General features: G+C 70.4%; 22 protein-coding genes. 16 read left to right on the top strand and 6 right to left on the bottom strand.

Features of this window, described 5'->3' with window-relative positions:
• The first annotated feature begins 7 nt into the window (after window positions 1–7).
• From ACFYYB_RS17960 to ccsB, 3 genes are read left to right on the top strand one after another with little or no spacing between them, the layout of a single operon-like run.
• Window positions 8–745 carry a cytochrome c biogenesis CcdA family protein gene (locus ACFYYB_RS17960; protein WP_389436240.1) on the top strand — a complete coding sequence of 246 codons (738 nt, stop codon included), beginning with the start codon at window positions 8–10 and terminating at the stop codon, window positions 743–745.
• Between the two features lie 13 nt (window positions 746–758).
• Window positions 759–2519 (top strand): cytochrome c biogenesis protein ResB, encoded by a 1761-nt coding sequence (locus ACFYYB_RS17955; RefSeq protein ID WP_389436092.1) that lies wholly within the window; start codon window positions 759–761, stop codon window positions 2517–2519.
• On the top strand, window positions 2519–3619 hold the full coding sequence (gene ccsB / locus ACFYYB_RS17950) for a c-type cytochrome biogenesis protein CcsB (protein ID WP_389436239.1): 1101 nt from the start codon (window positions 2519–2521) through the stop codon (window positions 3617–3619). The genes ACFYYB_RS17955 and ccsB overlap by 1 nt, the downstream gene beginning before the upstream one ends.
• Window positions 3620–3715: 96 nt before the next feature.
• Here ccsB and ACFYYB_RS17945 read toward each other — a convergent pair whose 3' ends face one another.
• Window positions 3716–4186, bottom strand: a complete 471-nt coding sequence (locus ACFYYB_RS17945) for a MarR family winged helix-turn-helix transcriptional regulator (RefSeq protein ID WP_389436091.1) — start codon at window positions 4184–4186, stop codon at window positions 3716–3718.
• An 89-nt stretch (window positions 4187–4275) separates the two neighbouring features.
• Here ACFYYB_RS17945 and ACFYYB_RS17940 point away from each other — a divergent pair, with 89 nt between their 5' ends.
• Window positions 4276–4647 (top strand): cupin domain-containing protein, encoded by a 372-nt coding sequence (locus tag ACFYYB_RS17940; RefSeq protein ID WP_389436090.1) that lies wholly within the window; start codon window positions 4276–4278, stop codon window positions 4645–4647.
• Window positions 4648–4735: 88 nt separating this feature from the next.
• On the opposite strand, the gene ACFYYB_RS17935 is transcribed toward ACFYYB_RS17940, so the two are convergent.
• The gene (locus tag ACFYYB_RS17935) at window positions 4736–5044 is read right to left on the bottom strand and encodes a PLD nuclease N-terminal domain-containing protein (RefSeq protein WP_389436089.1); all 309 of its coding nucleotides are present in this window, start codon (window positions 5042–5044) and stop codon (window positions 4736–4738) included.
• Between the two features lie 116 nt (window positions 5045–5160).
• Between ACFYYB_RS17935 and ACFYYB_RS17930 the strand changes: the two genes are divergently transcribed.
• From ACFYYB_RS17930 to mqnP, 3 genes are read left to right on the top strand one after another with little or no spacing between them, the layout of a single operon-like run.
• On the top strand, window positions 5161–6618 hold the full coding sequence (locus ACFYYB_RS17930) for a menaquinone biosynthesis decarboxylase (RefSeq protein ID WP_327305209.1): 1458 nt from the start codon (window positions 5161–5163) through the stop codon (window positions 6616–6618).
• Window positions 6615–7082, top strand: a complete 468-nt coding sequence (locus ACFYYB_RS17925) for a hypothetical protein (protein WP_389436088.1) — start codon at window positions 6615–6617, stop codon at window positions 7080–7082. Before ACFYYB_RS17930 ends, ACFYYB_RS17925 begins: the two co-directional genes overlap by 4 nt.
• Entirely contained in the window at window positions 7079–8005 is a 927-nt protein-coding gene (gene mqnP / locus ACFYYB_RS17920) for a menaquinone biosynthesis prenyltransferase MqnP (protein WP_389436087.1), read from the top strand. The genes ACFYYB_RS17925 and mqnP overlap by 4 nt, the downstream gene beginning before the upstream one ends.
• A gap of 345 nt (window positions 8006–8350) precedes the next feature.
• Here mqnP and ACFYYB_RS17915 read toward each other — a convergent pair whose 3' ends face one another.
• Entirely contained in the window at window positions 8351–8980 is a 630-nt protein-coding gene (locus ACFYYB_RS17915) for a rhomboid family intramembrane serine protease (RefSeq protein ID WP_389436086.1), read from the bottom strand.
• 85 nt (window positions 8981–9065) lie between these two features.
• Between ACFYYB_RS17915 and ACFYYB_RS17910 the strand changes: the two genes are divergently transcribed.
• Entirely contained in the window at window positions 9066–9755 is a 690-nt protein-coding gene (locus ACFYYB_RS17910; protein WP_389436085.1) for a UbiX family flavin prenyltransferase, read from the top strand.
• Here ACFYYB_RS17910 and ACFYYB_RS17905 read toward each other — a convergent pair.
• Window positions 9752–9886, bottom strand: coding sequence for a hypothetical protein (locus ACFYYB_RS17905; RefSeq protein ID WP_266905748.1), 135 nt, complete (start codon window positions 9884–9886; stop codon window positions 9752–9754). The two genes, ACFYYB_RS17910 and ACFYYB_RS17905, sit on opposite strands and share 4 nt — an antisense overlap.
• A gap of 130 nt (window positions 9887–10016) precedes the next feature.
• Between ACFYYB_RS17905 and ACFYYB_RS17900 the strand changes: the two genes are divergently transcribed.
• The 8 genes from ACFYYB_RS17900 to ACFYYB_RS17865 all read left to right on the top strand — a co-directional run bounded on the left by ACFYYB_RS17900 (window position 10017) and on the right by ACFYYB_RS17865 (window position 16252).
• The gene (locus ACFYYB_RS17900; protein ID WP_243340137.1) at window positions 10017–10472 is read left to right on the top strand and encodes an Lrp/AsnC family transcriptional regulator; all 456 of its coding nucleotides are present in this window, start codon (window positions 10017–10019) and stop codon (window positions 10470–10472) included.
• A gap of 103 nt (window positions 10473–10575) precedes the next feature.
• The gene (mqnE, locus tag ACFYYB_RS17895) at window positions 10576–11739 is read left to right on the top strand and encodes an aminofutalosine synthase MqnE (RefSeq protein ID WP_327305204.1); all 1164 of its coding nucleotides are present in this window, start codon (window positions 10576–10578) and stop codon (window positions 11737–11739) included.
• Window positions 11740–11841: 102 nt separating this feature from the next.
• Window positions 11842–12366: a GNAT family N-acetyltransferase gene (locus tag ACFYYB_RS17890; protein WP_389436084.1), complete on the top strand. Its 525-nt coding sequence runs from the start codon at window positions 11842–11844 to the stop codon at window positions 12364–12366.
• Window positions 12366–12506 (top strand): hypothetical protein, encoded by a 141-nt coding sequence (locus ACFYYB_RS17885; RefSeq protein WP_389436083.1) that lies wholly within the window; start codon window positions 12366–12368, stop codon window positions 12504–12506. The genes ACFYYB_RS17890 and ACFYYB_RS17885 overlap by 1 nt, the downstream gene beginning before the upstream one ends.
• Window positions 12507–12554: 48 nt before the next feature.
• On the top strand, window positions 12555–13154 hold the full coding sequence (locus ACFYYB_RS17880) for a hypothetical protein (protein WP_389436082.1): 600 nt from the start codon (window positions 12555–12557) through the stop codon (window positions 13152–13154).
• Window positions 13155–13435: 281 nt separating this feature from the next.
• On the top strand, window positions 13436–13708 hold the full coding sequence (locus tag ACFYYB_RS17875; protein WP_389436238.1) for a DUF4229 domain-containing protein: 273 nt from the start codon (window positions 13436–13438) through the stop codon (window positions 13706–13708).
• 410 nt (window positions 13709–14118) lie between these two features.
• Entirely contained in the window at window positions 14119–15519 is a 1401-nt protein-coding gene (locus tag ACFYYB_RS17870) for a dicarboxylate/amino acid:cation symporter (RefSeq protein ID WP_389436081.1), read from the top strand.
• 145 nt (window positions 15520–15664) lie between these two features.
• Complete coding sequence (locus ACFYYB_RS17865) at window positions 15665–16252, top strand: hypothetical protein (protein ID WP_389436080.1); 588 nt, start codon at window positions 15665–15667, stop codon at window positions 16250–16252.
• Window positions 16253–16345: 93 nt separating this feature from the next.
• Here the strand turns inward: ACFYYB_RS17865 and ACFYYB_RS17860 are convergent, their stop codons facing one another.
• Entirely contained in the window at window positions 16346–16924 is a 579-nt protein-coding gene (locus ACFYYB_RS17860) for an O-methyltransferase (protein WP_389436079.1), read from the bottom strand.
• Between the two features lie 161 nt (window positions 16925–17085).
• Window positions 17086–17964, bottom strand: a complete 879-nt coding sequence (locus ACFYYB_RS17855) for a hypothetical protein (RefSeq protein WP_389436078.1) — start codon at window positions 17962–17964, stop codon at window positions 17086–17088.
• Window positions 17965–18080: the final 116 nt, after the last annotated feature.

The following is an 18080-nucleotide window of genomic DNA, read 5'->3' as shown; positions in this document are numbered from 1 at the left end:
CGAGACCGTGAACACGACCGTCCTCAACGGCGGCCTGCTGCTGGCCCTCCCCATCGCCCTGTTCGCCGGGCTGATCTCCTTCTTCTCCCCCTGCGTGCTGCCGCTCGTCCCCGGCTACCTCTCCTACGTGACCGGTGTCAGCGGAGCCGACCTCGCCGAGGCCCGGCGCGGGCGGATGCTGGCCGGTGCGAGCCTGTTCGTCCTCGGCTTCACGGCCGTCTTCACCTCGACAGGCGCGCTGTTCGGCTTCTTCGGGCGGACCCTCGACGCCAACAAGGACGTCATCTCCCAGGTGCTCGGCGGGCTGGTGATCCTGCTCGGCCTGTTCTTCATGGGCGCGATCCCGGGCCTGACGATGCGCGAGTTCCGCTTCCACAAGAAGCCGGCGGTCGGCCTGGTCGGCGCGCCCGTGCTCGGCGTGCTCTTCGGCCTGGGGTGGACCCCCTGCATGGGCCCGACCCTCGCCGCTGTCGGCAGCCTCTCCATCGAACAGGCCACCGCGGGCCGCGGCGCGCTGCTGACCGTGGTCTTCTGCCTGGGGCTGGGGCTGCCGTTCATCGCCACCGCGCTCGCCTTCCGCAAGGCGCTCGGCGCGTTCGGCTGGGTGAAGAAGCACTACGCGTGGGTGATGCGGATCGGCGGCGGCATGCTGATCCTGACCGGTCTGCTGCTCGTCACAGGAATGTGGAGCAGCATCGTCAGCGAAATGCAGAGCTGGACCAACGGCTTCACGGTGGGGATCTGAGGACTACGAGGACATGAGTACGACCGACAAGGCGTCCCCCGAGGCGCCGAACGACTCCGCCGCCACCGAAGCAGCCGCCGAAGCCGAGGCCTCCACCGAGGCCGCCGCCGGCGCACAGCTGTCCACCGCCCCGCTGGAGGACGCCCCCGGCGGCCCCGTGGGCATCGGGGTGCTCGGCTGGGCCCGCTGGTTCTGGCGGCAGCTCACCTCCATGCGTGTCGCGCTGATCCTGCTCTTCATGCTGTCGCTGGCGTCCATCCCGGGCTCGCTGATCCCGCAGAACCAGGTCGACCTGATGAAGGTCGCCGCCTGGAAGAAGGAGCACTCCTCCTGGGTGACCGTCGCCGAGAAGCTCCAGCTCTTCGACGTCTACAGCTCGGTGTGGTTCTCCGCGATCTACCTGCTGCTGTTCATCTCGCTGATCGGCTGCATCCTGCCGCGCTCCTGGCAGTTCGTCGGCCAGCTCACCGGCCGGCCGCCGTCCGCGCCCAAGCGGCTCGACCGGATGCCCGCGTACACGACCTGGCGCACCGACAGCTCCCCGGACGAGGTGCTCGCCTCCGCGCGCGGCCTGCTCGGCCGCCGCCGCTTCCGCAACGAGGCGGGCAAGGGATCGGTCTCGGCCGAGAAGGGCTACCTGCGCGAGGCCGGGAACCTGATGTTCCACGTGGCGCTGATCGTCATGCTGATCGCCTTCGCCTGGGGCCAGTACTTCAAGTCCGAGGGCGGCAAGCTCGTCCTGCGCGGCAAGGGCTTCTCGAACACGCTCACCCAGTACGACGACTTCAAGTCCGGCGGTCTCTTCGACCCGGACGACCTGCCGCCCTTCTCCTTCACCCTGGACAAGTTCGACGCGTCCTTCGAGCGCACGGGCCCGCAGAAGGGCACCCCGCGCGACTTCAAGGCGTACGTCACCTTCAGCGACGGCGCGCACGGCAAGCCCGAGAAGCGCGAGATCCAGGTCAACAAGCCCCTGGTGGTGGACGGCTCCAAGGTCTACCTGCTCGGCCACGGCTACGCGCCGGTCATCTCGGTGACCGACCCCACCGGCAAGGTGATCTACAAGGACGCCGTGCCGATGCTGCCGCAGGACGGCAACCTCACGTCCTCCGGAGCCGTCAAGGTCACCGACGGGTACAAGAACAAGGACGGGAAGTCCGAGCAGCTCGGCTTCCAGACCTGGTTCATCCCGACCTACGCCGGCAAGAACCAGGGCACGATGCTCTCCCAGTTCCCGGAACTGGACAATCCGGCGATGACGCTCAACGCCTACCACGGCAGCCTCGGCGTGGACTCCGGCCTGCCGCAGAACGTCTACCAGCTCGACACGGCGAAGATGGAGATGTTCAAGGACGAGAAGGGCGAGCTCTTCAAGAAGCTGCTCAAGCCCGGCGAGTCCATGGAACTGCCCGGCGGCCAGGGCACCGTCAAGTTCGAGGGCATCGAGCGCTGGGCCACCTTCTCGATCACCCACCAGCCCGGCAGCGGTCTCGCCCTCGCGGGCGCCGTCGCCGCGATCGCGGGCCTCGCGGGCTCCCTCTTCATCCGGCGCCGCCGGATCTGGGTGCGCGCGACCCGCGGCAAGGACGGCGTGACCGTCGTCGAGATGGCGGGACTGGGCCGCAGCGAGTCCGCCAACCTCCCCGAGGAGCTGGCGGTCCTCGCCGGCGCGCTCCACGAGCGGGCGCCGAGCGCGGCGCCCGCCGCCACCGATCCCGAAACCGATCCCGAACCCGCAGAACCTGCCGAAGAAGTCGAAGGGGAGCGCGCGTGATGCAGCTCGCGGCCGCAGCCAACGAGAACCTGGCTCACCTCAGCAACAACCTGATCTACGCGTCCATGGCGGTCTACACCTTCGCCTTCTTCGCCCACATCGCCGAGTGGATTTTCGGCAGCCGCAGCAAGGTGGCCCGTACGGCCGCCGCGCTCACCCAGTCCGGGGCCGGCGGCAAGGCCGCGGCCAAGGCCGCCGCCCCCGCCGTACAGGTGCGGGGCAAGGGCAGCAGCACCGCCGTCCTCGACAAGCCCAAGGTGGTCACGCGCAGCGCCGCCGGCACCCGTGACGTCCCGGACGGCCCCGGCGCGGCCGGCGGCACCGTCCAGGGCGACCTGTACGGGCGCATCGCGGTCTCGCTGACCACCCTCGGGTTCCTCCTCGCGGCGGGCGGGGTCGGCGCCCGCGCGCTGTCGGTGGAGCGGGCCCCCTGGGGCAACATGTACGAGTTCTCGATCACCTTCTCCACGGTGGCCGTCGGCGCGTACCTGCTGCTCCTGGTGCTGAAGAAGAACGTCCGCTGGCTCGGGCTGTTCCTGGTCACCACGGTCCTGCTCGACCTGGGCATCGCGACCACGGTGCTCTACACCGACAGCGACCAGCTGGTCCCCGCCCTGAAGTCGTACTGGCTGCTGATCCACGTCTCCACCGCGATCATCTGCGGTGCGGTCTTCTACATCGGCGCGGCCGGCGCGGTCATGTACCTCTTCCGCGACTCGTACGAGGCCAAGCTCGAGCGGGGAGGCAAGCCGGGCAGGTTCGCCACCTCGGTCATGGAGCGCTTCCCGTCGGCGGCCTCGCTCGACAAGTTCTCGTACCGCATCAACGCGGCGGTCTTCCCGCTGTGGACCTTCACGATCATCGCGGGCGCGATCTGGGCCGGCGACGCGTGGGGCCGCTACTGGGGCTGGGACCCCAAGGAGGTCTGGTCCTTCGTGACCTGGGTGGCGTACGCCTGCTACCTGCACGCCCGCGCCACGGCCGGCTGGAAGGGCCGCAAGGCCGCGTACCTGGCGCTCTTCGCGTTCGCCTGCTGGATCTGGAACTACTACGGCGTGAACATCCTGCTGAGCGGAAAGCACTCGTACGCGGGCGTCTGACCGGCGGGACCGATGGACTGATGGACCGAAGGCCGGAGGGGCCGGGCAGCCGAAAGGCGCCCGGCCCCTCCGGCGTTCCCCGGCCCTCCCGCTCCGTCACCAGGAGGGGCGCAGCGGCGGGAGGGGGCCGTCCCCGTTGAGGGTGCGGACGAGGCGGCCCAGTTCGGTGCGCAGGGCGCCGAGGTCGACGCTGCCGCGGCCGAGCTCGGCCTCCAGCTCGTGCAGGACGCGGCCGGCGGCTCCCAGGTGGGCGGTGGCGGCCTCGGTCAGGACCACGAGCTTGCGGCGGCCGCCCTCGGGGTGCGGGGTGCGGCGCAGGTAGCCGCGCCGCTCCAGGTCGTCGACGAGCTGCCCGGCGGCCTGTTTGGTGACCCCGAGCCGCTCGGCGAGCTCGGTGGCGGTGGCGCCGGAGGGGCCCAGGGCCTGGAAGGCCATGCCGTGCAGGGGGCGCAGGCCGTCGGCGTACCCGTCCTCTTCGAGGCGTCGGGTGAACTCGCCGAGCAGGAGCTGGAAGCCGAGGCCGAGCAGGAAGGCCAGCTCGATGTCGTCGCTCTGGTGGGTGGTCACGCAGACATGGTGACACAAGCGAGTCAAGCTGCTTTACTTAGCGAGTAAAGCAGCTTGACTCACTCTGTCCGAGAAGCGAGGGAACCGCCGTGCGCGTCATCACCCCGTCCCCCGACCAGGTCATCACCACCCCGAACGCGACCATGACCGGCTACGCCTCCCCCAGCCGGGGCAGCGCGGAGCTGAGCACCTGGCACGCCGCCATCCCCGCCGGAATCACCGGCCCCGAGCACTCCGTCAGCCGCGAGCAGGTCTGGACGGTCACCGCCGGAGCCCTGGACGTCACCTGCGACGGCCGCACCGAGAAGGTCGCCGCCGGCGAAGCCGTGGTGCTGCCCCCGGACGTCCTGCGCCGTGTCCACGCCCTGGCCGACACCGAGGTGTACGTCGCCATGTGCGCGGACGGCCTCGTCTCGGTCCCCGGCACCGAGGGCGCCCGCCCCCTGCCCTGGGCGGTGTGAGCCCCGCGGGATCCCTGGTGGCCCGGGCCCGATCGCAGGCCCGGTCCCGGTCCTGGCTCCAGCCCTGGCCCTAGCCCTGGCCCTGGCCCTAGTCCTTTTCCTTCTCGTCCCGCTCCTTCTGGTCCCGCTCCTCGCGGAGGGACTTCAGGAACTCCGGGTTGTCGTCGGGCGCCACCCACTGGCGGCGGCCCTGCCGCGGCCTGCCGGCGCCGCCGGGCACGCGCTTCTTGCCCGCGAACAGCCACACCACCGGACCGACGATCGAGAAGAGCAGGATGATCAGGACCCAGACGACCTTCGGGAGGTGCTTGACCTCTTCCTCCGGCGTGTTCAGGCAGTCGATGAAGGTATAGATGGTCAGCGCGATGATCAGCAGGAACGGCAGATAGCGCAGCACGGTGTGGGACCGACCCCCAGAAGAACGGTGCGGACCGGGCAGGCCCGCCGTGGACTCTTCCAGGGTAGAGGCCCCGCCGCGGTTCGGGCTCTGAGCGGGGATGCCACAATTGCCGCATGGCTTACGACGATCTCCGCTCGCTGCTCCGGGCCCTCGAGCGGGAGGGCGACCTCAAGCGCATCAAGGCCGAAGTGGACCCGTACCTAGAGGTCGGGGAGATCGTCGACAGAGTGAACAAGGCGGGCGGACCCGCGCTGCTCTTCGAGAACGTCAAGGGCTCGGCGATGCCGCTGGCCATGAACGTCTTCGGGACCGACCGGCGACTGCTGAAGGCCCTCGGGCTGAAGTCGTACGCCGAGATCAGCGAGAAGATCGGCGGCCTGCTCAAGCCCGAGCTGCCCCAGGGCTTCATCGGCGTCCGCGAGGCCTTCGGCAAGCTCGGCTCGATGGTGCACGTGCCGCCGAAGAAGGTGAAGGGCGAGTCCGCGCCCGTCCAGGAGGTCGTCCTCACCGGCGACGACGTGGACCTGGACCAGCTGCCGGCCCTCTTCACCTGGCCGAAGGACGGCGGTTCCTTCTTCAACCTCGGCCTGACGCACACCAAGCACCCCGAGACGGGCGTGCGCAACCTCGGCCTGTACCGCCTCCAGCGCCACGACAAGCGCACCATCGGCATGCACTGGCAGATCCACAAGGACAGCCGCAACCACTACGCGGTGGCCGCGGCCCGCGGTGAGCGGCTGCCGGTCGCGATCGCCTTCGGCTGCCCGCCGGCCGTGACGTACGCGTCGACCGCGCCGCTGCCGGGGGACATCGACGAGTACCTCTTCGCCGGGTTCGTGGCGGGCAAGCGGATCGAGATGGTGGACTGCAAGACGGTCCCGCTCCAGGTCCCGGCCCACGCCGAGGTGGTCATCGAGGGCTGGCTGGAGCCCGGGGAGACCCTCCCCGAGGGCCCCTTCGGCGACCACACCGGCTTCTACACCCCGCAGGAGCCCTTCCCCGCACTGAAGATCGACTGCGTGACGATGCGCAAGCGTCCGCTGATCCAGTCGATCGTGGTGGGCCGGCCGCCGACGGAGGACGGTCCGCTGGGCCGCGCGACGGAACGCTTCTTCCTGCCGCTCCTCAAGATCATCGTCCCGGACATCGTGGACTACCACCTCCCCGAGTCGGGCGGCTTCCACAACTGCGCGATCGTCTCGATCGACAAGAAGTACCCGAAGCACGCGCAGAAGGTCATGCACGCCATCTGGGGCGCGCACATGATGTCGCTGACCAAGCTGATCATCGTGGTGGACAAGGACTGCGACGTCCACGACCTCCACGAGGTCTCCTGGCGCGCGCTCGGCAATACGGACTACTCCCGCGACCTCACCGTCGTGGAGGGCCCGGTGGACCACCTGGACCACGCCTCGTACCAGCAGTTCTGGGGCGGCAAGGCGGGCATCGACGCCACGAAGAAGCTGCCGACGGAGGGGTACACCCGGGACGGCGGCTGGCCTGACATGGTCGAGTCCGACCCGGCGACCGCCGCACTGGTGGACAGCCGCTGGAAGGAGTACGGACTGTGAGTCCTGTCGCCATGGGGGGCCCGGCCCTCTTCATCGGTACCGACGAGGTCTACGTGGCCTTGGTGCGCCCGGAGCTCGACCCTGCGGACCCGGGCGTCCGGCTCGCCGCCGAACAGGCGGGCGTCACGCCCGAGGAGTTCGCGGGCCCCGGCAACGTCTGGGCGCTGATGCTCGACCAGGACGGCGAAGGCGACGGCTTCGAGCTGCCCGGCGCGCGGGACATCGAGGCGGACGACTTCGCGGAGCAGCTCCAGCGCGACCTGGTCGCGGGCGAGCCGTTCACGGCGGAGGCGGGGAACTTCCTGCGCCTGGAGGCGCGCCCGACCCCCACCACCTGGCAGCTGACCGCCCACGTCACCCCGCCCGAGGGCCACGCCGCGGGCCCGTGGACCCTGGACCTCGGCACGCTCCCCACGGCCGACCTGCTGGCCGACCTCGAAGACTTCCGGAGAAGCCTCGCATGATGACGACCGCCGACGAACTGCTCGGCTCGTCCGGCCCGGCGCCGCAGCCGGTCGGCAAGGTCAAGGCGTTCCTGCGGCTCGTGATGATCGAGCACTCGGTCTTCGCGCTGCCCTTCGCCTACATCGCCGCGCTCACCGCGATGTACACGCTCGACGAGCGGATGCACTGGACGAAGCTGCTGCTCGTCACCGTCTGCATGGTGGGCCTGCGGACCTTCGCGATGGCCGCCAACCGGATCATCGACCGCGAGATCGACGCGCGGAACCCGCGGACCGCCGGGCGCGAGCTGGTGACGGGCGCCGTCTCGGTCCGCTCCGCCTGGACCGGGGCCGGCATCGCCCTGGCCGTCTTCCTCGGCTCGGCGGCGCTGCTGAACCCGCTCTGCCTGATGCTGGCGCCGATCGCCGTCGTACCGATGGTGGTGTACCCGTACGGGAAGCGGTTCACGAACTTCCCGCACGCCATCCTCGGCATCGCCCAGGCGATGGGCCCGGTCGGGGCCTGGATCGCGATCACCGGCGAGTGGTCCTGGGACGCGGTGATCCTCGGCCTCGCGGTGGGCGTGTGGATCGGCGGCTTCGACCTGATCTTCGCCTGCCAGGACGTGGCCGCGGACCGCGCGGAGGGCGTCAAGTCCGTCCCGGCCCGCTTCGGCATCCCGGCCGCCCTGTGGGGCGCGCGCGGCGCGCACGTCGTGACCACGGGCCTGCTGGCCTGGTACGCGGTGGCGACGGACGCGGGCTGGCTGTTCTGGCTGGGCCTGCTGATCGTCGTGGCGGCCTTCGTCTACGAGCACACCATCGTCACGCCCCACGACCTGTCCCGCCTGAACCGCGCCTTCTTCACGGTGAACGGCTTCATCGGCATGGCCCTGTTCGTGTGCGCCCTGGCGGACCTGGTGGTGCGGGGGCTGTCGCTGTAACTCGATCGTGTGTGCCCTGCGGGATCCGGCGGTTCGCGGGCTGCCCGGGTGAGTAGCGTGCAGCCGTGACCATGCCGGAGAACGACGGCCCGCACTCACGGCTCAGCCGGTTCGAGGGCATGTTCCCCGGCCATCGGACGCAGCTGGTCGAGGGAGCCATCGTCGCGACTCCGCTGAGGCCTTCGACCCGTACAAGGCGCAGTGCACCACGCTGTGGAACCCCGGGCCGGATGGCTACCGGGGCCGGGACGTGATCCCGTACGGGGAGACGGTCACCGTGGAGACCGGTATCGGGAAGGTGGCCGTCGGCACGGCCGGGCTCCCCGTCGACCCCGGCGCCGCAGGCTAGAGCGCCGCCACCTCCGGGCGCGGCCGCGCCGCCGCGGCCACCGCGGCGCCGGCCAGGAGGCCGAAGAGGTGGGCCTGCCAGCTGACCATCGAGTCCGTCGGGAGGGCTCCGGCCAGGAAGGTCGTGCCCCAGACGGCGGCGATGACCACGGCGACGGCCACGCCGATCGGGCTGCGTTCCACGAAGCCGCGCACCAGCAGGTAGCCGAAGAGGCCGAAAATCAGGCCCGAGGCGCCCGCCGTGATGCTGTGGGGCGGGGAGATCAGCCAGACGGCGAACCCGTCGGCCAGGACGATGGCCGCGCAGACGGCCAGGAAGCGGCCTATGCCGCTCAGCGCGGTGACGAAGCCGAGGACCAGCAGCGGGACGCTGTTGGAGGCCACGTGGCCGAAGCCGAAGTGCAGGAAGGGTGCCACGGGGATCCCGCTCAGGCCGTCGGCCTCCCGCGCGGTGATCCCGTAGGAGTCGAGGGCGTGGCCGGTGGCGTAGTCGACGGCCTCGATCAGCCAGAGCAGCGCCACCCAGCCCAGCATCAGCTTCGCGGCGGCCACGGCCCGGCCGGTCCGGCTCCAGGCGAAGGAGCCCGTACGACCCGTACCCCCCGGGTGTGTGCTGCTTCCGCTCATGACGATCCCTCCGCCGTGTCCACCCCTTGAACGTGCGGCCACCTTAGCCAGTGCCCCCCGGCGGTGGCCGGATAGTCTCGGAGGTATGACTGAGGGCAAGCGCACCCCGTGGGTGGTCGGGGTTTCCGGGGCGTCCGGGACGCCGTACGCGGCCGCCGTGATCCGCGGGCTGCTGGCGGCTGGCGAGGGCGTGGACCTGGTGGTGAGCCGGGCGTCCAGGCTGACCCTGCTGGACGAGACGGGGATCGCCTTCCGCGACGCGCACTGGCAGAGCGACCTGGGGGAGTGGCTGGAGCGGGGGGCCGACGGCAAGCCCGGCACCTTCGCGCGCCCGGACCTGGACGGCGTGCGCCACTGGGCGGCGGGGGACCTGGCGGCCGGACCGAGCAGCGGCTCGTACCCGGTGAAGGGGATGCTGATCGTGCCCGCGTCCACGGCCTGCGTGGCCGGGGTGGCGCTCGGGCTGTCGAAGGACCTGCTCCAGCGGGTCGCGAGCGTGACGCTCAAGGAGCGGCGCCGGCTGGTGGTGACGGTACGGGAGACCCCGCTGAGCGGGCAGACGCTGAAGCATCTGGTGAGCCTGGACGAGGCGGGCGCAGTGGTGCTGCCCGCCTCTCCGGCGTTCTACGCGGGTGCGACGCACATCCAGGATCTGGTGGACTTCGTCGCGGGGCGGGTGCTCGACGCGGCAGGGGTGCCGCACGGGCTGTACCGCCGGTGGGAAGGGGAGCTCGGAGGCTCCCGCCCTCCCCGGGGGGCGAGCGGTGGCGCTTAGCGCTTCTTGGCGCGCCCCGGCTTGCGCATCTTGTCGACACGGTGTGCGGCGACGGGCTGGTCGGTGCGGGATCGGTTGGCCAGCTCCTGGAGCTGTCGCATGTGCGCGTAGGCCATCTCGATCGTGTACACGGTGAACCACTCCTGAAAATTGTCAGATCGTCTTTGATCTGTTGAAAGATTCACAGGGTGTCGACCCTGTGTGCCTTTGATTCTATACGTAAACTTGAGGGAATGCCGAATAATGGAAGGTTCCAGGTACATGGACGCGGTGGACAAGCAGCTCATCCAGGCACTTCGTGAGAACGGACGCGCCTCGTACGCCGAGCTGGGCCGGCTCGTGGGCCTCTCCGGCCCCAGCGTCACCGACCGGATCAACCGGCTGGAGACGGCCGGAGTCATCACCGGGTACCGCGCGACCGTGGACGCGGCCTCGCTCGGCCTCGGCGTCACGGCGCTGATCGGGATCTCGCTCTCCGACGCGGCGGACCACGAGGACGTGGCCCGCCGGCTGCGCGACCTCTCGGAGATCGAGGACTGCTGGTTCATCGCCGGCGACGACTCGTACATGCTCAAGGTCCGGGCCGGCGACGTGGACGGGCTGGAGCGGATCATCCGCAAGCTCTCCAGCACCAAGGGCGTCTCGCGCACGCGCACGACGATCGTGCTCTCCACCAAGTGGGAGAACCGGGTCGGGGGCCTGCCGGAAGAAGCCTGAGGTCGCTGAGAGTACGGTTGGGGCGCGGTTGTGGGGCACACGTACCGCGCCGCGGACCGCGCAAGAGCGGGCCTGGGGACAGAGGACAGAGGAGAGGACCGGCATGGACGCTGGGTTCAAGCGTGAGCTGGAGGACAAGGTTCGCTCCGGCGAGCGGCTGACCCGTGAGGACGGCATCGCCCTCTACGAGTCGGACGACCTGGCCTGGCTCGGCGGCCTCGCCCACGAGGTGCGCATGCGCAAGAACGGCGACGTCGTCCACTTCAACGTCAACCGTCACCTCAACATGACGAACGTGTGCACGGCCTCGTGCGCGTACTGCTCGTTCCAGCGCAAGCCGGGCGAGAAGGACGCGTACACGATGCGCATCGAGGAAGCCGTCCGCCTGGCCAAGACCATGGAGGGCGAGAACCTCACCGAGCTGCACATCGTCAACGGCCTGCACCCCAGCCTGCCGTGGCGGTACTACCCGCGCTCGCTCTCCGCGCTGAAGGAGGCGCTGCCGAACGTCTCGCTGAAGGCGTTCACGGCGACGGAGATCCACCACTTCGAGACGATCTCCGGCATGTCGGCCTCCGACATCCTGGACGAGCTGATCGAGGCCGGTCTGGAGTCCCTCACCGGCGGCGGCGCCGAGATCTTCGACTGGGAGGTCCGCCAGCACATCGTCGACCACAACACCCACTGGGAAGACTGGTCGCGCATCCACCGCCTGGCGCACTCCAAGGGCCTCAAGACCCCGGCGACGATGCTCTACGGGCACATCGAGGAGCCGCGCCACCGCGTGGACCACGTGCTGCGGCTGCGCGAACTGCAGGACGAGACCGGCGGTTTCCAGGTCTTCATCCCGCTGCGCTACCAGCACGACTTCGTGGACATGAAGGACGGCAAGGTACGCAACAAGCTCCAGGCGCGTACGACGATGGCGACGGGCGCCGAGGCGCTGAAGACCTTCGCGGTCTCCCGCCTGCTCTTCGACAACGTCCCGCACGTGAAGGTCTTCTGGGTCATGCACGGCGTGCAGACGGCGCAGCTCGCCCTCCAGCACGGCGCGGACGACATGGACGGCTCGGTCGTCGAGTACAAGATCACGCACGACGCCGACAACTACGGCACCCCGAACAAGCTGGGCCGCGAGGACCTGCTGGAACTGATCCGCGAGGCGGGCTTCCGCCCGGTCGAGCGCAACACGCGCTACGAGATCATCCGCGAGTACCCCGGCCCGGACGCGGAACTCCGCGAGACGCCGCAGGCGATGCGGCTCTGACGCCTGACGCCTGACGCCTGGTGTGCCCTGTGGCCCCGGTTCCCCCTGGCGGGGGGCCGGGGCCCTTTGCGCGCGAGATTGAGTAATGGCTAAACTGCCCACATGACCCTTACTTTTGTCTTCGATCCGGTCGTCGACCCCGCCCTGGTCGAGGAGTTCGCCGCGCTCTGGACCGACGTGTCCAACGCCGGCGGCGCGGTGGGCTTCGTACCGCCCGTCACCGTCGAGGACGTCCGCCCCGCACTGGACGCGCACCTCGCCGCGGCCTCCGAGGGCCGCAGCCGGCTGCTCGTCGGGCGCGACGCGGCCGGGCGGGTGCGCGCCGTCGCCGTCATCGCGCTCAACCAGCACCGGCTCCAGCGGCATTGGGTCTGGGTCTACACCGTCATGGTCGACCCCGCCCTCCAGGGCGGCGGCGCCGGTCGCGCGCTGATGGAGGCCGTCGCGGACGCCGCCCGCACGATGGAGGGCATCGACGCGATCCGCCTCGGCTGCCGGGGCGGGTTGGGCCTGGAGCACTTCTACGCCGCCTGCGGCTACAAGGAGGTCGGCCGCGTCCCCGGCGCGATCCGGGTGGCCCCGGGCGACGACCGCGACGACATCACGATGCTGCTGCCGCTGCACTAGTGGGCGGCCTCGCCCTGGCGGCCGCGGCTCCGGCCGCCGCCGGCACCGCGACGGCGGCCGGCACCTCGGCCGCGGCCGACGCCGTCCCGGCCGCCGCCTCGACGCGTACGCCGGGCCCGTGGGGCACCAGCTCCCCGTAGACTCCCAACCCCGACCCGTCCTCCTCCTCGGGCGGCGTCAACGCCCTGGTGTCGGCGGGGAACGGCGCCGTCGTCTCGCTCACCAACGACGGGCTCTCCCGTGCCACCCGGATCCGGCCCGCCGGCAGCACCGCCTGGCTCGCCCCGCAGGCCTGGCCGGACGCCGTCGGGTACAACACCGAGCTGGTCGCGCTCGGCGACGGCTCGGTGCGCCTGGTCTGGCGGGCCAAGCGGGCCGACGACCTCAACAACTACTGGCTGAAGGTGGCCACCCTCGCGCCCGGCGCGACCGCCTTCTCCGAGCCCGAGTGCGTGGCCGCGGTCCCCGAGAAGGGCTACCAGCACCTGGCGGCGGCCCCCGACGGCCGGCTGGTCGCGGTGTGGTCGGTCTTCGGCGTCGTGAAGGCCGCCGGGAAGGCCGGCCCGAAGGCCGAGTGGACCGCTCCGGCCAACCTCAACCAGCAGCCGCCGTCCGGCAGCCGGGACATCTCCTCCATGGACATGGCGGTCGCCAAGGACGGCACGGCCCTGCTGGTGTGGCAATGGCGGGCGAGCAATGCCGTCGTCGCTCTGGAGAAGGCCCCCGGCGCGGCGGGCTGGACCACGGTCAAGGACCTCCCGGTCCCGGGGACGGCAAGGCCGACCTGATCTCGGTCGACAAGGACGGTCACGCCTGGCTGAACGCGGGCAACGGCAAGGGCGGCTTCGGCAACCGGTCGCAGGCCGGCAAGGCCACGAACTGGTCGTACATCCGCATCTCCTAGCGGCACGGGTCCGGGGGGCCGGCTTCGCAGCCCGTCGAAGCCCCCCGGCGCCCTTGTCCGTGGCCCGGGCGTGCTTCACTGGACGGGCACGTACAGCCGTAGGACGACGAGAGAGAAGGGGTCACCGTGTCCCTCAAGCCGAGCGCGACGATCCGTTACACCGCGATGCGCCTGGGGATCTTCGTCGGATGCCTCGTCCTCGTCGCCGGTCTGGTCCGGCTGGGCTGGGTGCCCTCCGGTCTCGGTGACGCCAACCCCGCCTGGGTCGTGCTGCTCGCCCTCGTGCTCTCCGCGCCGCTCTCCTTCGTGCTGCTGCGCAAGCAGCGCGACGAGATGTCCGTGGCCATCTCCGGTCGTGTCGCGGGCGCGAAGGACAAGCTCGCCGCGAACCGCAGCCAGGAGGACGACGCGGTCGACGAGGCCGCGCGCGCCGGCTAGTGCGGAGCAGTTAGCTTCATCACACACCGAAATGCCTCGGCACCGGGTTCGCCCCCGGAACGCCGGGGCTTTCGGTGTTTTCCGGGGGGGTATCGGCGGGATTCCCGGCCCGGGGGCACCGGTTGACCCAAAGGGAGACTTTGAGATTCCCAAAGGTGAAGTGTTAGCGTCTTCAACATGTTGACGACAGCCGCGCACCAGATGACCCCGAGCGTTCCGCTCGTGGCGCGCCTGCACGTCGACCTCTGCCGCCGCGTGTCCGCGGCCTGTTGCTGTTGTCGCTGAGTCCTCGCGACCGGCCCTGACGCAGCAGCGGTCCGCCCGCCCGGCTCTTCGCTTTTCCGGGTGCTGCCGCACCGCATCACCACCCCCCCTCCCGCAGAAACCGCAGATCCACCCGGAGAGTGTCCGTGTCCGCGTCACCGCAGACCCCTGCCGCCGAGGCCCCCGCCCCGGCGAAGAAGTCCTCCTTCTCGTTCCCCTTCTGGGCCCAGATCGTCACCGGCCTCGTGCTCGGCGTTCTGCTCGGCTGGGTCTCCCGCAGCCAGGAGATCAGCTGGCTCGGTACGACCCTGGAGCAGATAGGCGACATCTTCGTCCAGCTCCTGAAGCTGGCCGTCGCCCCGCTCGTCTTCTTCGCCATCCTGGTGTCGATCACCAACCTCCGGAAGGTGAACAACGCCGCGCGGCTCGCCTCCCGCACGCTGCTCTGGTTCATGATCACCTCGCTGATCGCGGTGGCCATCGGCCTCGCGATCGGCCTGCTCACCAACCCGGGTGCCGGCACCGGCCTCACCCCGCAGGACGGCAAGCTACCGAAGCGCGAGGGGTCCTGGCTGGACTTCCTGACCGGCATCGTGCCGACCGACATCATCACGCCGTTCACCGAACTGAACGTGCTGCAGATCGTCTTCCTCGCCGCCGTCGCCGGTATCGCCGCCCTCCAGCTCGGCACCAAGGCCCAGCCGGTGCTGAACCTCGCCGAGTCGGTGCTGGAACTGCTCCAGAAGGCCCTGTGGTGGGTCATCCGCCTCGCCCCGATCGGCACCGTCGGTCTGATCGGCACCGCGATCGCCACCTACGGCTGGGACCTGCTCGGCAAGTACGCCACCTTCACGGTGGACGTGTACGTCGGCTCCGCGCTCGTGATGTTCGGCGTCTACCCGCTGCTCCTGTGGACCGTCGCCAAGGTCAACCCGCTCCAGTTCTTCAAGGGCGCCTGGCCGGCCATCCAGCTCGCCTTCGTCTCCCGCTCCTCGGTCGGCACCATGCCGGTCACCCAGAAGGTCACCGAGCGCCTCGGCGTCCCGAAGGAGTACGCCTCCTTCGCCGTCCCGTTCGGCGCGACCACCAAGATGGACGGCTGCGCCGCGATCTACCCGGCGCTCGCCGCGATCTTCATCGCGCAGATCTTCGACGTGCAGCTCGGCATCACCGACTACCTGCTGATCGCCTTCGTCTCGGTCGTCGGCTCCGCCGCCACGGCCGGTCTGACGGGCGCCACGGTCATGCTGACCCTGACCCTCTCCACGCTGGGCCTCCCGCTGGAGGGCGTGGGCCTGCTGATGGCGATCGACCCGATCCTGGACATGATGCGCACGGCCACCAACGTGGCCGGCCAGGCGCTGGTCCCGGTCATCGTCGCGGCCCGCGAGGGAATCCTGGACAAGGCGGCCTACGCCACCGCCTCCTCGTCCCTCCTGGACGAGCCGGCCCAGACCGAGATCCCGGCCCAGTCCGACGCCGCGGACTCCGCGGACTCTTCGGACTCCTCGGACGCCGACCCGGCGAAGGCCCTCGTCACCGCCTGAGCCCCGCCGCCCGACTGCCGCAGCCCCCGCCCCCGTCCGGGCGGGGGCTGCGGTGCGCCCCGGACGGGGTGACGTGCACAGAGCCGCGACGGGACCGGCGAAATGGGCTGGCGGAAGCCTGCGCGAGCGTGTGACGGTTCGGTCCATGGGCAACTCCAGGGCATATCCCGTCTTCCGGACCACCGACGCGACCGCGGCGTACACGCAGGCCATGCGCCTGTGCGCGCTGCTGGCGGAGTGCGAGGACGAGGTCGGGCTCATGGCCGAGCTCGAGACGGTCGAGGATCTGCGGAAGATGGCCGCGGTCCTGCCCGGGGCGACCTTCCACTACGTCGGCGTCCGAACCGGGTCGAACGGTCACTCCGGATGGTTCGACCTCGATGTGGCGACGACGGAGGACGTCGTACTGGAAGCGCACCTGCCGCTGTACACGCTGGAGGACGCTGCGAGGGGGAGCGCGGAGGAACGCTTCGTGGCGGCCCTCGGCCAGGGCACGGCCGCCATCGGCTGGCATGGCCTGTGGCCGGATGATCCAGAGGCGGACCAGTACGGGATCGCGAAGTACGACGGGGTCCAGGTCGTGTTCCACGGCGATGACGCCCAGTGGGGCCGATGGACCGAACATCACACCGTCTTCGTCCATGTGGACAAATGGGGCGACCTGCCTCGGGCCGAGAAGCTCGCCGCGCACATCGGCGGCGAGGTCCTGGGTGAGGAGCAACTCGGTTGGTGACGCCGTCCCGAGGCGGAGCCCCTCGCGACCGCCTGACCTCCGCCACCCACCACCGCAGCCCCCGCCCCCGTCCGGGCGGGGGCTGCGGTGCCGTCAGGCCGTGCGTACCGCCATCAGCAGGCCGCTCGCCCAGGCCAGGCGGACGCACCGGAAGTCCTTGCGCTCGTCGAGTTCGGCCAGCAGGCGGTCGACGGAGGCCTTGTGGCCGTCCGGCCATCCGGGCTGGGGGAGGAGGTCGTCGATCAGGTAGGTCCCGCCGGGAGCCACCAGTTCCAGGGCCCGGTCGAGGTGGGTGAACTTGCCCGGCCAGGTGTCCGCGAAGACGAGGTCGAAGGGCGGGCCGTCGAAGTCCTCCAGCCACGTACCGCCGTCCCCGGACACGAAGGTCACCCGGGGGTCGGCGCCCAGGTGCTCGCGGGCGATGGCCTGGACGGCGGGGTCGAGTTCGACGGTGGTGAGGCGGGAGCCCCCGTCCATGCCGCCGAGGAGCCAGGCGGCGCCCTCGCCCGCACCGGTGCCGAGCTCCAGGATCCGGCCCCCGGGGCGGCCGGCGGCCAGCACCGTCAGGAGGCTGCCCGTGCGGTCCTCGCAGGACAGGGTGAAGCCCGCGTCGGCCGCCTTGGCGCGCAACGCGGGCAGGGAGTTGGGGAGTTGGTTCGGCGTATCGTCCATGCGGAGATCATGCGAGGGTCCTGCCCGCCGGGGCAAGGCGGATTCCGGCGTCGGGCCGTGCGTCGCCGCCCCGGTGATCCGCTGCGACGCGAACAGGGGGCCGCTGCGGCAGCGTGTCTGCCGGGGCGGCCCCCTGTTCAGGTCGGGGTGGTGCGGGTGGGTCAGGCCTTGATCCAGACCGGTGCGGTCTGGGGGGCGTGGCCGTAGATGTAGTTGGAGAGCGTGCCGTTCGCGTTCAGGACGAGGATGGTGTTGTTGTCCTGGAGGATGAGCGACTTGCCCTTGACGAAGACGGTCTCGGCACCGTCCCAGCTGCCGTGCGAGGTCAGCTGGACGCCGTACAGGCCGTCCTTCTTGACCAGGCGGACCTTCTCGATGCCGGCGAGCTTGTAGACGCCGAGCTTCGGGGAGGTGGTGGTGGCGCCGGTCCAGCTGTGGGTGCCGCCGTCGACGGTGAGGCGGATGTAGCGCTCGCCGACCTTGCGGACGTCCTGGTAGGTGTTGAGCGCCGGGTGCAGGAAGCCCACGCGCTTGCCGTTCTCGATGATGTACGAGCTGAAGACCTGCGGGCCGGCCTTGTACGTCTTGACGGTCAGGCTGCCGTACTTCGTCGTGGAGTAGAGGCTGCCGGTGGCGTTGCAGTCCTTGGGGAGCTTCGGGAACGCGACGGCGGTCCACGGCATGTCGCCGCCCTGGGTGCGGTGCTTGAAGACGGGCGCGGTGGACAGTACGCCGTCGATCCGCAGGCCGGAGGAGAGGTCCAGCGGCTTGGACTGGTCGACCGTGCCCAGCACCTTGCCGTTCTCGTCGCGCAGCTGCGCCTTGGCGCCGGTGTGGGCGCTGTTGGTCAGCTTGACGGTCAGGCCGTGGAACACGGACGGGATGACCGTCGACTTGACGCAGTTCTCGGCGACGACGCTGCTCTTCGCGGGGGAAGCCTGCTGGGCCGGGGAAGAGGCCGCGAACGCCGTGGCGGGGACGGCGATCACCGCGCCGAAGAGGGCGAGGGCGGCGGTGGTGGCGCGGAGGGCGGTGCGCATGACGACTCCTTGAAGCGGTGCTGCGTGGGTGTAAGGAGAGCCGTATGCCGTGGTCTCTTCCGGTGGAGGCCGTTGAGTTCGGGCTGTTGGCTGCAGACAGAAAATTAGTGATCTTG

The sequence above is a fragment of the Streptomyces sp. NPDC002886 genome, assembly GCF_042888445.1.
GTDB lineage: Bacteria > Actinomycetota > Actinomycetes > Streptomycetales > Streptomycetaceae > Streptomyces.
This window is presented reverse-complemented; position numbering and strand designations above follow the sequence as displayed.

Coding starts and splice junctions, on each gene's coding strand:
- ACFYYB_RS17875 (WP_389436238.1), top strand. CDS start 13,436: ATGCGCCTGGGGATCTTCGTCGGATGCCTCGTCCTCGTCGCCGGTCTG.
- ACFYYB_RS17900 (WP_243340137.1), top strand. CDS start 10,017: ATGGACGCGGTGGACAAGCAGCTCATCCAGGCACTTCGTGAGAACGGA.
- ACFYYB_RS17955 (WP_389436092.1), top strand. CDS start 759: ATGAGTACGACCGACAAGGCGTCCCCCGAGGCGCCGAACGACTCCGCC.
- ccsB (WP_389436239.1), top strand. CDS start 2,519: ATGCAGCTCGCGGCCGCAGCCAACGAGAACCTGGCTCACCTCAGCAAC.
- ACFYYB_RS17855 (WP_389436078.1), bottom strand. CDS start 17,964: ATGCGCACCGCCCTCCGCGCCACCACCGCCGCCCTCGCCCTCTTCGGC.
- ACFYYB_RS17860 (WP_389436079.1), bottom strand. CDS start 16,924: ATGGACGATACGCCGAACCAACTCCCCAACTCCCTGCCCGCGTTGCGC.
- ACFYYB_RS17915 (WP_389436086.1), bottom strand. CDS start 8,980: ATGAGCGGAAGCAGCACACACCCGGGGGGTACGGGTCGTACGGGCTCC.
- ACFYYB_RS17910 (WP_389436085.1), top strand. CDS start 9,066: ATGACTGAGGGCAAGCGCACCCCGTGGGTGGTCGGGGTTTCCGGGGCG.
- ACFYYB_RS17930 (WP_327305209.1), top strand. CDS start 5,161: ATGGCTTACGACGATCTCCGCTCGCTGCTCCGGGCCCTCGAGCGGGAG.
- mqnE (WP_327305204.1), top strand. CDS start 10,576: ATGGACGCTGGGTTCAAGCGTGAGCTGGAGGACAAGGTTCGCTCCGGC.
- mqnP (WP_389436087.1), top strand. CDS start 7,079: ATGATGACGACCGCCGACGAACTGCTCGGCTCGTCCGGCCCGGCGCCG.
- ACFYYB_RS17890 (WP_389436084.1), top strand. CDS start 11,842: ATGACCCTTACTTTTGTCTTCGATCCGGTCGTCGACCCCGCCCTGGTC.
- ACFYYB_RS17865 (WP_389436080.1), top strand. CDS start 15,665: ATGGGCAACTCCAGGGCATATCCCGTCTTCCGGACCACCGACGCGACC.